Source organism: Cupriavidus campinensis (assembly GCF_905397395.1).
GTDB lineage: Bacteria > Pseudomonadota > Gammaproteobacteria > Burkholderiales > Burkholderiaceae > Cupriavidus > Cupriavidus campinensis.
The window spans coordinates 94,778-107,142 of record NZ_CAJPVH010000014.1 but is presented as its reverse complement, the minus strand read 5'-3'; the positions used below and the strand labels follow the sequence as shown (position 1 = coordinate 107,142).

Sequence of the window (12,365 nt, the reverse complement as noted above, 5' to 3'; positions counted from 1 at the left end):
CGCGGCGCCGGTCGGGTCGAGGCCGAACAGCAGCGCCACCACGGCCGTGCCGGTGGTCTGCCCCAGCAGGCGTGTCGTGGCCTGCGCCCCGCTGGCGCCGCCGCTGCGCTCGGGCGGCGTGGCGGTGATCATCGCGCGATTGTTTGGCGACTGGAAGAACCCGAAGCCGATGCCGCAGAGCGCCGTGCGCCAGGCGATGTCGAGGCTGGAGGCATCCTTGCCGAGCAGGGCCAGCCCGATCAGGCCGCCGGACAGGCAGATCAGGCCCGCGCCGGCCAGGATGGACGCCGGATACCGCTCGGAGAGGCGTCCCGACACCAGCGCCATTGCGGCCACCATCAGCGGCCAGGGCGTGATCAGCAGCCCGGTCTCCTGGAGACTGCGCGCAAGCTGGTATTCCAGATAGAAGGGCAGCGACACGAACGCCAGCATCTGGGTCATGAACGAGCAGAACGAGGTGCCCACCGCCAGCGTGAAGGCGCGGCTGGCGAACAGGTCTACCGGCACGAGCGGCGCGACGCGTCCGCGCTGGCGCCGCACCAGGAGCCAGCCGAGCCCGATCGCCGCCACCAGGCCCGCCGCGCCGGCCAGCCGCAGCGGGGCATGCCCGAGTGCGTCCACACCCAGCACGAACGACCCGAACACGATGGCCGACAGCACGGCGCTGGGATAGTCGAACTCGCGCGGTTGGGCGGGCGTCTCCGGCAGCGCGGTGCGCGAGATCGCCAGCGCGGCAAACGCCACGGGAATATTCACGGCGAACAGCCATGGCCAGCTACCCACGGCGAGGATCAGCGCGCCGAGCGACGGCCCGACCGCAATCGTCACCCCCACGACCAGCGCGTTGAGCCCGATGCCGCGCCCGAGCTTGGTCGGCGGGTAGATGAAGCGCACCAGCGCGGTGTTCACGCTCATGATGCCGGCGCCGCCGATGCCCTGCAGCACCCGCGCCGCCACCAGCATCGGCAGGTTGGTCGCCAGCGCGCAGAGCACCGAGCCGACCAGGAAGGTGGCCAGACCGACCCGGTACACGCGCTTGTAGCCGAGGATGTCGCCCAGCGACGACAGCGGCAGCAGGCAGACGGTGACCGTGAGCTGGTAGGCGTTTACGACCCAGATGGTCCGGGCGGGATCGGCGTCGAGCGCCCGCGAGATGGACGGCAGCGCGATATTGGCAATGGAGCCGTCCAGCACGGCCATGATCAGGCCGCAGAAAACCGTGAGGATGGCCCAGGTGCGCTGGGGCTGGGGAAGACCTTGATGGGGCGGCATGGAAGGGGACGGCTGGGGGCGGCTGGGGGCAGCTGGCATATTCTTGCCGCACCCCGGCTCCGGTGGAAGCCGGACCGGCGCGGCCGCGCCATTATCGTCCGGTGCCGCCGTCCCCGCAAATCTCGCTTTTGTGGTAGGCGCAGGTGGCCTCAGGCGTGCGGCGCCGTGTCGCCTTCGGCATAGTGCCGCACCACCGCATGGAGCTGGTCGGCGAGGCCGGCCATCTCGGGTGTCCACGCGGCAGTGGCATCGCACAGGTGTTCGACACCCCGGCACAGGCTGACGATATCGTAGGCCTGGACGATCTGGAACGCGCCCGCCGACCGGTGCGCCCAGTGCTGCAAGGCGGCCGGGTCGTGCGCGGCGATGGTCCGGGTGAGTTCGGGCAGATCGGTCTGCAGGTGTTCGCGCAGGAGCGACTGGTAGCGCGCGATGTCGGCGGCCTGCAGCACGGGCGGTGCCGGGGGGGCTGCCGGTGTCGAGGCAGGTGGCGCCGCCACTGTTCGCAGCACCTGTTCCAGCTCCCGCAGCGAGGCGGGTTTGCCGATATGGCCGGCAAAGCCCAGCGTTTCCCAATCCACGGCCTGGGCGGTCTGGGTCACGGCGCTGAAGGCGAGCACGGGCAGGTCGGGCCGGGTGCGTTGCAGGGCCTCGAGCAGCGCGTAGCCATCCATCACCGGCATGTGGATGTCGGTCAGCACGAGGTTGGGCGCGGCGGGCATCTGTTCCAGCATGGCCAGCGCCTGACGCCCGTCGCCGACGACCACCGGATGCCAGCCCAGCGTCTGCAGCTGTTCGGCAACCAGCGTCTGGTTCAGCGCGTTGTCCTCCACGACCAGGATCGTACGGCCCGGCGCGGTGTCCTCGTCGTTGGCGAGAGCGGCCGAGGCTTCGTCCTCGGGGCCGTCGGCATGGCCGATGTTTTCATCCTCATCCTCGCCGGAATCGCCCAGTGCCGCCTCGATGGCCGCGAAGATCGCGCCGTGGCTGTAAACCATCGCCTCATGCACGCCCGATGCGCGGCGTGCGGGACGATCGGGACCGTTGCGCGTAAGCCACGCCACGCCAGCGGGGCGGATCTCGCGCAGGGACGCGATTTCCGGCAGGCCATAGTCGCCAGTCGCCACCATCACATGGGGCCGGTTGCCACGGAGGTACGCCTGGGCGCCGCCCAGGGTGTGCACGACATGGGTCTGCCATCCCGCCGATTGCAGCCAGGCGTCGATGGCCTCGCCGGACTCGGCTTCCTGGCACAGGATCATGGCGCGGCCGCCCGGTGCGGGCGGGGACTGGGCAGCGGACGAACCGGCCGCCCGTTCGAGCGGAATCGCCACGGTGAACGCCGTACCAACGCCCTCCACGCTCTCCACGGTGATACGGCCGCCCATCAGTTCGCAAAGCCGGGCGCAGATGGAAAGCCCGAGGCCCGTCCCCCCATGCCGGCTGGTGGCCCCGGCGTCTCCTTGCACGAACGGCTGGAACACCCGCGCGACCAGTTCGGGCGGCATGCCGACGCCGGAATCCAGCACGCGGCACACCAGCGTGGTCTTGCCGCGCGGATCGGTGCTGACCTCGGCGGCCAGCGTGATCTTGCCGCAGGAGGTGAACTTGAACGCGTTGCTGAGCAGATTGTTGACGATCTGCGCCAGCCGGGTCCGGTCGCCCACCAGCAGGGTATCGAGCGACGGCATCAGGTTGGCATGGAAGCGGATCGGCCGGTCCGCCGCCAGCGGCGCGAAGGCCAGCGCCACGCTTTCCAGCTCGTCTATGGGCCGGAACGGCGCCGCGGCCAGCGTCATCTCGCCGGCGTCGATCTTGGAGAAATCCAGGATGTCGTTGACGATGCGCCGCAAGCCCTCCGACGCCGCGTTCAGCGCGCGCAGGCGCGGCGCGTGGGCCTCCAGGCCCTCGTCGCGCGCCAGCAGCTCCAGGTTGCCGAGCAGCGCATTCAGCGGCGTGCGGATCTCGTGGCTCATCGACGCAAAGAAGTTCGAACGGGCGCGCATCATCGCCTCGGAGGCGCGCTGCGCGGCGCGCAATTCGTGCTCGATCTGCTGCTGCGCCGTCACGTCCTGGATCGCGCAGAACAGCACGTCTTCCTCCTGATAGCGGGCGCGCGCATGCGTGATCTGGAGAAATTTCTGCGCTTCGTCGTGCGGCTGGGTGTCATCCTGCGGCTCCCGCGCGGGCACCACCACCTGCGCGACCGACACGATATCGCCCGGTGTGTCATGGCGTGCGTCTTGCCGCAGCGCCCGCACGACGTGCGCGGGCAGCCTGCCGCGCTTGCCGAGGCTCAAGAGGGAATCGGCGACCTGGTTCGATGTCAGTACCACGTCGTCCTGGAGCCGGACGATGCACAGCCCGATCGGCGTGGCGCTGACCAGGATATGGTTGATCGTCTCGCTCTCGAGCGCGCGGGTGGCTTCCGCGTGGCTGCGGCGTAGCAGGTGGACATCCCAGTATCGCGCCGTCAGGACAATGGCGGCGATCAGTAGCGCCCCGGTGAGGCCGATCAGCCCCAGTGCCTGCGCCACCGCGTTGAACAGGAGGCCGTACGAGAGCAGATAGACCAGCGCGCCGAAGCCGTGACCCAGCGGCTGGACGAGCACCATGCCGGCACGCGTGAAGCCAAAGGCGTCCGGGGAGCGATGACGGGCGTCTGTCACGATGCGCTGGACCAGTGCTGGCGGTGCAGGCTCGGATGGCGGCGATACATCGATCTGCGCCTGCGCCTGGTTCACCAGCATCACGGTGGCGGGGTCGCTGGGCCGTTGCAACTGGGCAAGGAAGGCATCTACCTGGACACTCGCGGCAACGAAGGCGATGGGCCGCTCGCCGTCGTGGACGGACATGAGGGCGGTCATCGCCGGCAACTGGAGCATCGGATCCACGGCCGGGCCGGTCCAGCGGGGCTCTCCCCTTGTGCCCGGCGCCGTGCCTGCGGGCAGCGCCCGCAGCGCCTGGGCAAAGCTGTCGCGCAAGGTCAACACAAGCCCCGGTTGCAGCGCGAGAGCCGTGGCCGAGGTGCTGCCCGGCGACAGGACGATCGCGTAGGCCGCGTCCGCATCGACGATATAGGCCGGGTGATGAAGATCGAGCGCCTGCTGGGTGGTCAGGGCGGCATTGGCCACCTGCTGAAGCTGCCAGAGACGATCGGGCAGCGCCGCGCCCCAGGCGGCGCGGGTATCCGGGGGAACCAGCAGGGTGTAGCGGCCATCGGGCGGCGAGGCAATCCCGCTGGCGTTGACTTGCTGGAGCAGCGTCCGGGGCAGGTCGGCATCGGCATGCCCGGGGTTGGGGGCCGGCCGGTAGCGCTGCACGTTCACCACGGTCAGGGCGGTCCGCCGCAGGAAGGTCGCCTCGCCCTGCAACTGCAGCGAAATCGCACCCACATACTGGGCCACATGCCCGCGACGGTAGTCAATCTCCCGTGCCGCCGCCAGCACGGCAAGCAGCACGGCGGAGACGACGACAATGGCAATCAGCAGGCCGATGGTGGCGTAGTAAAGATGCTGCTGCCGCCGGGCATTGCGCGCGAGCGAGGCGAAGGCCTGGGCGAGGGATTCCTGGGTACGGTCGAGAATCTGCTGCATGAAGGATCAGATCAACCCGTGCTCGTAGGCATACCGGATGAGGTCGGTGTTGGTCTGTATGCTCAGCTTGCGCATGGCCACGGTCTTCTGGCTCGAGACCGTGCTGACCGATCGACCGAGCTTGCCGGCAATCTCGTTGAGCTGCAGCCCCTGCGCATAGAGCCGCACGATCTCGAGTTCGCGCACGGTCAGTTCGGTGGACGGCGCGGCGGTGCTCGCGGCCTCCAGCACGGCGCGGATGGAGGGGGAGAAGAACTCGCCGCTGGTGGACGTGACCTGGATGCACGCGCGGATCACCTCGTGCGGATCGTCCTCCTTGCTCACGAAGGCACGCGCGCCGAGCTTCATCGAGCGATGGATGACGCCGGTATTGGTCTGGGCGCTGATCACGACCACCGGCGTCTTCGGGTGCAGGCGCACCAGCCGGCGCAGCAGGTTGAAGCCGTCCAGCGAGCGGTCGCCGTGGCCCATGCTGAAATCGGTCACGGCCACGTCCGCCGGGGTCTGGCTCAGGGCACTGGTCAGCTCGCTGCCGTTCGTGCATTCGCACGCGATGACAAAGCCAGGCGTGCGCTGGAAGCAGTCTCGCAGGGCTGCCACCACGAGTGGGTGATCATCGGCCAGTGCAACTCGAATGATTCTTCCGGACATGCCTCGATTTCCTCTCGCTGACTGGCAGCGCATTCGGTAATAAAACAGTGAAATGACGGCGCGTTGCGTGAAGTGTAGTGCTTTCGCAATGCTTAGGAAAATGCTTGCTGGATAGCAATGATGTCTATCTTGAATTTCCGACGAATTAGGACAAGTCTGAGATCGACGACGTATCTGCGAGGTCCGTGACAATTGCAACAGTGTTGTTGCAATTCGCTGTCATGGCAGCGACGATCGCCGCTTGGACCGCTCGTCAGCGGCGGCGATTGCAGATTCGGAAAGATAAGATATTTTCGCAATAAATTCGATACGAAGCGAATCGTAATTTGGCGAAAAATTGATTGCCATCATCGATTTCTTCTCGATGCTGTTCGAGGGGTGGCATGGAGCTGGGCTGATGCTGGCGCAGGACGCGCCGCGCGCTGGGGCCGGCCGGGAATACATCTACCGCCATTGGGGTCATTGGCCCGCCGTCACGTGTTGGCCAGATTGGTGGCATGCTGTGGCGGCGCTCGCGCAATCCTGGTGCGACGCTCTTCCACGGTGAGGTGTGCCATGGCAAACCGCCCATTCTCCGAGTTTCCCGCCCATGAACGGCAAGACGTCGAGGCCGTGTTCCGGCAAGTCGGTCTTGCATCACAAGAGTTCGAGATCTCAGACGTCAATGGCACGTCGGCCCGGCAGGTCACCGTGCGAAGGCAGCGCACCGGGGCCGAAAGCGTCTATGACGCCAGCCCCGGCAACGCGTGGGTCGAGGAGTTCGAGAGTGATCTCGAATGCGGCCTGTTCGGCCAGGTCTCGGTCTGACAGCGCAAACTGTGCGGGATCAGGCACCCAGGGGCGCCGGAACGCCAGCGGCCTGACCGACGCTAGGGCGTGTGCCGTCCGCGTTCCGGCGCGCGGCCGACGATGGCAGCGCCCGCGATCAACTCCTTCAGCAGCGCCAGCGAGGACGCGCCGGGCATCCGGCAGGGGTCCAGTTCGCCTTTCGCCGAGTAGCGCAGCAGCGTGGCGGCGTTGATCTTGCTCGCGTTGACGCGGCCCATCGACCACCCCGCGAACGCCCGTTCGGCGATTTCCTCGTAGTGCAGCAGCACCACGTCGCGGTGGCGCTTGTCCCGGCCGATGCTGAGGTACAGGCGCGAGACGGCCTCGCGGTCGCCTTCGAGCGCCTGCAGGAACACCCCATTGCCGTGGCAGAGCACGCCGGTAATGCCGTGGGACGGGTTCTGCGCGAGGCTGGTTTCGAGAATATCGTCCAGCATGGCCGGTTCCATCGGCGCGCTGGCGCGGCTGGCGTAGATCAGGCGAACTAGCATCGGCAAATCCTCAGCGGCGATTCAGGTTGAGCAGCGTCAGGAATTCACGGCGCAGCTTGTCGTCCTTGAGGAACGAGCCGCGCATGACGCTGTTGGTCATCTTGGCGTCGGTGTCGCGCACGCCGCGCCAGTGCATGCAGAAGTGCTCGGCCTCCATGACGATGGCCAGCCCGTCAGGGTTCATCTTCTCCTGGAGCAGGTCGGCGATCTGGGCCACCGCTTCCTCCTGGATCTGCGGACGGCACATGATCCATTCGGCCATGCGCGCGTACTTGGACAGGCCGATCAGGTTGGAATGGCGGTTCGGCATCACGCCGACCCAGAGACTGCCGATGATCGGGCACAGGTGGTGCGAGCACGCGCTGCGCACGCGGATCGGGCCCACGATCATCAGTTCATTGAGCTGCTCGACGTTGGGGAACTCGGTGACCTCCGGCGCCTTGGCGTAGCGGCCCGCGAAAATCTCCTTCAGGTACATCTTGGCCACCCGGCGCGCGGTTTCGCGCGTGTTGTGGTCCTGGTCCACGTCGATGACGAGCGTGCGCAGCACCTCTTCCATGCGCGCCTGGACTTCGGCCTGCAACGCCTCCAGCTCGCCGTGCTCGATGAAACGGGCGATGTTGTCGTTGGCATGGAACCGCTCGCCGGCGGCTTGCAGGCGCCCGCGGATGCGGTCCGAGACTGGGGTGGCGGCGGGAGCGGGGTGGGATTCCCCGGGATGATCCTTATGTGGCATGAGTGGTGCTGGCAGTGGTGCGGGCAGTGGTGCGCGGTGCCTCACTATATGGCAGATGGCAGGGCGCCACAACCGGCCCCGCCTGCGCCGCCAAACCGGCTAGCGCAGCACGGCCAGTGCCGGCAGCAGCGCCAGCGGCATGACCAGCGCGCCGGTCTTCAGGAACGTGCCGGCGCCCACGGCATGGCCCTCGCGCCGCAGCGCGGTCAGCCACAGCAGCGTGGCCAGCGAGCCGGTGACGGAGAGATTGGGGCCCAGGTCCACGCCGATCAGCACGGCGGCCGTCACGGTGTCCGAGGCGTGGCCAGCCGCCAGCGCCGAGGCCGACAGCAGCCCCGCCGGCAGGTTGTTCACGATATTGCTGACCACGCCCACCACCACCCCGGCCAGCCCGGCGCCGAGCAGGCCGGCCGGGCCACCCTGCGCGGACATCGCGGAAAGATCGCGCACCCAGTGCGCCAGCGTATCGACCAGCCCGGTGCGCTCGAGGCCCGCCACCAGCACGAACAGCCCCGCCACCAGCGGCAGCACACCCCAGGAGACTTCCTTGAGCGCCGGCGCCAGCAGGCGGGGCCGCGTGGCGCAGACGGCGGCCAGCGTGGCCAGCCCGCCGATGCAACTCGGCCAGCCCAGGTCCTGGCCGCGCAGCGAGGCCACCAGCAGCGCCACGCCGGTGCCGACGATGCCGAGCGTGGTTAGCCACGCCTGCGGCGTCAGCGGCGGTACGGGCACCTCCGGCTCGATGCGTTCGGCCAGCGCATGGCGCTGCGTCCAGTACAGGACCGCGAAGGTCATGACGATGGCGACTACGGACGGCAGCGTGAAGCGCGCCAGCCAGCCCGCCAGCGGCGGCATGCGTTCGCCGAACAGCACCAGATTGGCCGGATTCGAGATCGGCAGGACGAAGCTCGCCGCGTTGGCGATGAACGCGCAGGCGTAGAGGTGGGGCAGCGGATGCTTGACCCGCGCGGCGCGCGTGGCCGCCAGCACCGCCGGCGTCAGCACCACGGCGGTGGCGTCGTTGGACATGAAGACGGTGACAGCCGTGCCGAAGCCGTAGACCAACACGAACAGCCGGCGCGCCGAGCCCCGCGCGCCGCGTACGGCCAGCGCGGCCACATGGTCGAACAGGCCGGTCTTGCGGGCCAGTTCCGAGATCAGCATCATCCCGGCCAGGAACAGGTAGACGTCGTTGCCGCGCGCCACGGCGGCCAGCGCCTCGCGCCAGGGCAGCAGGCCCGCCACGCAGAGCAGCAGCGCACCCGCCATGGCCCAGAACGCCTCGGGCAGGCGGAACGGGCGCAGCAGCACGCCGGCGGTGGCCGCCGCGGCCACCGTCCAGATCATCGAAGCATGTTCAACGGGCATGGGAGGGTAGGGGTCGGCGGGTCAGAGCGGGGCGGGCGGGCTGGCCGGGCTGGCCGGGCCAGAGGGTGGCGCGTTGGTCGCGTTGGTCGCGTGGGTCGCGGCGGGCGTGGGGCCGGCCGGCCCCGGACTAACGGGCACACCGGCGTCGGCAGGCAGGTCCGCCACCGCCGGCGGGGGCGGGAAGCCCAGCGCGGCGATGCCGTGTGCACCATCGGCATTCTCGGCATAGGCCCAGTCGCCGTTGAACTTGGCGAGGTCGGCTGGCGGCGGGAACGCGGTCTCGGGCACGCCGGCCAGCCGGCCTTCCATATAGGCGGCCCAGATCGGCAGCGCCGTGGTGGCGCCGAATTCGTGCCGGCCCAGGCTGTGGTTGTCGTCGAAGCCCATCCACGTCACCGTGACCACGTCGGCCGCATAGCCGGCGAACCAGCCGTCCACGGCATCGTTGGTCGTGCCGGTCTTGCCGGCGATGTCGCCGCGCCGCAGGTAGCGCCGCACCCCGTTGCCGGTGCCGGCATCCACCACGCTTTGCAGCAGGCTGTCCATCACGAAGGCGTTGCGCGCGGAAATCACCTGCGGCGGTTCCGTGCCGCCATCGCCCGTGCCCGCGGTGAACAGCACGTTGCCTTCGCCGTCGGTGATCCTGTCGATCAGATACGGCTCCACGCGGTGGCCATGGTTGGCAAATACGCCATAGGCGGCGGCCAGCCGCAGCGGGGAGGTGCTGCCGGTACCCAGCGCCAGCGGCAGGTAGGGCGGCAGCCGCTTGGTGGCGAAGCCGAACTTGCCGGCATGCTCGATGGCGTACGGCACGCCCACGGCCTGCAAGGTGCGGATGGCCGGGAGGTTGCGCGACTCGGCCAGCGCCTGGCGCACCGTGATCGGGCCAACGAAGCGGTTGTCGTCGTTCGAGGGCTGCCAGCGCGGGTTGTCCAGCGGCGCGTCGTTGATCAGCGTGCCCGGCGAGATGCCGCGCTCCAGCGCCGCCGAATAGATAAAGGGCTTGAACGTCGAGCCGGGCTGGCGCTGGGCCTGCGTGGCATGGTTGAAGCGATTGGTGGCGAAGTCCGCGCCGCCGATCATGGCCTCGATGGCGCCGGTGCGGCTGTCCAGCGAGACCAGCGCGGCCTGGGGCAGGCCTGCGTTCGGGGCGTCGGCAGGCTTGGCGCCGTGGCGCTTGCCATAGCGTTCCAGGCCGGCCTGCACGGCGTCGTAGGCCAGTGTCTGCCGCATCGACGACACCGTGGTGTACACGTTCAGCCCGCGCGTATAGGCGTCGTCGCCAAAGCGGTCATGTGCCAGTTGCCGGGCGAGTTCGGCCACGTACTCGGCATGGCCCGCGAAGCGGCCATTGCCGGCGTTGCTCACCACCAGCCGGGCGGCGCGCGCCTCGCGGTATTCGTCCTGATGGATCATGCCGAGCGCCAGCATGCGGCCCAGCACGTACTCCTGCCGCCGCTTGGCGCGCGGGAAGTTGACCACCGGATTCATCGTGGAGGGCGCCTTGGGCAGCCCGGCCAGCATCGCGGACTCCGCCAGGGACAGCGCCGCGAGCGGCTTGCCGAAGTAGGTCTGTGCGGCACTGCCGAAGCCGTAGGCGTGCTCGCCCAGGTAGACCTGGTTCATATACAGCTCGAGGATGCGCGCCTTGGGCAGCGTGCGGTCGATCTGCCACGCCAGCAGGATCTCGTACCACTTGCGGGAGAGCGTTTTCTCGCGCGAGAGGTAGAAATTGCGCGCCACCTGCATGGTGATGGTGGAGGCGCCCTGCGCGTAGCCTTCGCCCAGATTGGCCAGCGCGGCGCGGAACAGGCCCGGTACGTCCACGCCCACGTGGTGGAAGAACTGGTCGTCCTCGGCGGCCAGCAGCGCATTGGACATGCGTTGTGGCATGCGCTCGATCGGGATGAACTCGCGGTGCTCGGTGCCGAACTCGCCAATCAGCACGTCGTCGCTGGTGTAGATGCGCAGCGGCACGTCGGGGCGATAGTCGCGCAGTGCATCGACATCGGGGAGCTGGCGCAGGCTGAGTACCGCGGCAAAACCGGCGAGCAACACGCCGCTCGCTGCCAGCGCCGCGGTGACGCCGGCAGCCTTGACTGCAAATCTTTTCATGGCGCGCATTCTACCGTGCTGCAGGTAGCGGCAACGCCACTCCGGTATCCGAATGATCGGTGGGTGGTGTCTTCTCCCCATGGACCGCGATCCGTTCGGGTGGATGATGCGGCACTTGTTGGGCAAAGTCGCACAGGGCCTGCCAGGTCTCGGGCCGTTCGACGATGGTGAAGTGGTCCACGCCGGGAATGGTCTGGAGCGAAACCGGCCCCGGCCAGGCCGCCATCAGCCGTTCCGAGCACTCGTGCGGGACCACGTCGTCCGTCTCGGCCAGCAGCACCTTGGTGCTCTGCACGACCTTCTTGCAGTGCGAAATCGAGTCGAAATGGTGGCGCATCAGCTGGCGCAGCGGCACCAGCGGGAAGCGCTTGCGCACGATTTCCAGCAGCGAGTCGTAGGGGGTGATCAGTTGCAGGCTCTCGAAATCCTGGAGATCGGCCAGCTGGATGGCCACCCCGGTACCGAGCGAGCGCCCCACCACGTGCACGCGCACGCCGGGAAAGGCGCGGCGGATATGGAGCAGGAACTGGCTGGCATCGGCCACGGCGGCGGCCTCGGAGGGCATGCCGTCCGAATGGCCCAGGCCGCGATAGTCGAATGTGGCGAAGCCCATGCCCGGCGCCAGCCACTTCACGTATTGCAGGGTTTCCAGCACGTCCTCGCCCCGGCCCGGCAGGTAGAACAGCAGGTCCCGCACGCCCTCGTGGTCCGCGTGGTAGACGTAGCCCCGGAACAGGCCGCCCGGCACGGTGTGGGAATAGGCGACGATGCCCTCCGGCAGGTCGCGCGGCGGGCGCCGGCGTGCATCGAACAGCAGCTTTTCCTGGTTCACGGCCAGGTAGGTCCAGTAGCAGACAAAGCCACCGGCAGTCAGCAGCGAGGCGGCGAACGAGCGGCGGAGCAGCGTGGTGAAGCGGGGGGCGTCAAGGTCAGGCATGGAGGATGGGGGCGGGGCAGGGCGGCGGGTGGCGATGAACCTACCTGATTTTGATGGATGAGGGGGTTCGACCGCCAGAGGCGCTGCCGAGTTCTTGTACGATACGCCTCACAAACATTGAGGAACCCTTGCATGAACGACGAACAGAAGCGCGCGGAAGAAGCCGAGGCGATGGAGCGCGTGGTCAACGCCACGCGCCAGGTGCAGGTGGCGTTTGCCGCATTGCAGAGCCAGTATCCGCCGCAGGGCAGCGGCAAGCCGTCGAAGATGGCGCTCCAGACCTTCGACGCCGCGCTCCAGGCGCTCGAAGACGCACAGGCCGGCTTCGACGATCTGCTGAACGAACTGCTCGACGGCAACCGCTGACCCCC

10 protein-coding genes are annotated in these 12,365 nt (G+C 68.3%); 2 read left to right on the top strand and 8 right to left on the bottom strand.

The window, feature by feature from the left end; translation table 11 throughout:
- From KHO18_RS11215 to KHO18_RS11205, 3 genes are all read right to left on the bottom strand, one after another.
- A partial coding sequence (locus tag KHO18_RS11215; RefSeq protein WP_211943188.1) for an MFS transporter occupies window positions 1-1,272 on the bottom strand: 1,272 nt, incomplete at its 3' end.
- Between the two features lie 149 nt (window positions 1,273-1,421).
- The gene (locus KHO18_RS11210) at window positions 1,422-4,868 is read right to left on the bottom strand and encodes an ATP-binding protein (protein ID WP_211943187.1); all 3,447 of its coding nucleotides are present in this window, start codon (window positions 4,866-4,868) and stop codon (window positions 1,422-1,424) included.
- Window positions 4,869-4,874: 6 nt separating this feature from the next.
- Window positions 4,875-5,519, bottom strand: coding sequence for a response regulator transcription factor (locus tag KHO18_RS11205; protein ID WP_211943186.1), 645 nt, complete (start codon window positions 5,517-5,519; stop codon window positions 4,875-4,877).
- Window positions 5,520-6,074: 555 nt separating this feature from the next.
- On the opposite strand from KHO18_RS11205, the gene KHO18_RS11200 reads away from it, so the two are divergent.
- Window positions 6,075-6,326: a hypothetical protein gene (locus tag KHO18_RS11200; RefSeq protein ID WP_144196401.1), complete on the top strand. Its 252-nt coding sequence runs from the start codon at window positions 6,075-6,077 to the stop codon at window positions 6,324-6,326.
- Window positions 6,327-6,388: 62 nt separating this feature from the next.
- Here the strand turns inward: KHO18_RS11200 and KHO18_RS11195 are convergent, their stop codons facing one another.
- From KHO18_RS11195 to KHO18_RS11175, 5 genes are all read right to left on the bottom strand, one after another.
- Complete coding sequence (locus KHO18_RS11195; RefSeq protein WP_144196402.1) at window positions 6,389-6,838, bottom strand: BLUF domain-containing protein; 450 nt, start codon at window positions 6,836-6,838, stop codon at window positions 6,389-6,391.
- Window positions 6,839-6,848: 10 nt separating this feature from the next.
- Window positions 6,849-7,574 (bottom strand): GTP cyclohydrolase I, encoded by a 726-nt coding sequence (folE, locus tag KHO18_RS11190; protein ID WP_144196403.1) that lies wholly within the window; start codon window positions 7,572-7,574, stop codon window positions 6,849-6,851.
- 99 nt (window positions 7,575-7,673) lie between these two features.
- Window positions 7,674-8,942 carry an arsenic transporter gene (locus KHO18_RS11185; RefSeq protein ID WP_211943185.1) on the bottom strand — a complete coding sequence of 423 codons (1,269 nt, stop codon included), beginning with the start codon at window positions 8,940-8,942 and terminating at the stop codon, window positions 7,674-7,676.
- 21 nt (window positions 8,943-8,963) lie between these two features.
- Window positions 8,964-11,057 carry a penicillin-binding protein 1A gene (locus KHO18_RS11180; protein ID WP_211943184.1) on the bottom strand — a complete coding sequence of 698 codons (2,094 nt, stop codon included), beginning with the start codon at window positions 11,055-11,057 and terminating at the stop codon, window positions 8,964-8,966.
- A 10-nt stretch (window positions 11,058-11,067) separates the two neighbouring features.
- Window positions 11,068-11,994 carry an alpha/beta hydrolase gene (locus tag KHO18_RS11175; protein ID WP_144196406.1) on the bottom strand — a complete coding sequence of 309 codons (927 nt, stop codon included), beginning with the start codon at window positions 11,992-11,994 and terminating at the stop codon, window positions 11,068-11,070.
- Window positions 11,995-12,126: 132 nt separating this feature from the next.
- Here KHO18_RS11175 and KHO18_RS11170 point away from each other — a divergent pair, with 132 nt between their 5' ends.
- Window positions 12,127-12,360: a hypothetical protein gene (locus KHO18_RS11170; protein ID WP_144196407.1), complete on the top strand. Its 234-nt coding sequence runs from the start codon at window positions 12,127-12,129 to the stop codon at window positions 12,358-12,360.
- Window positions 12,361-12,365: the final 5 nt, after the last annotated feature.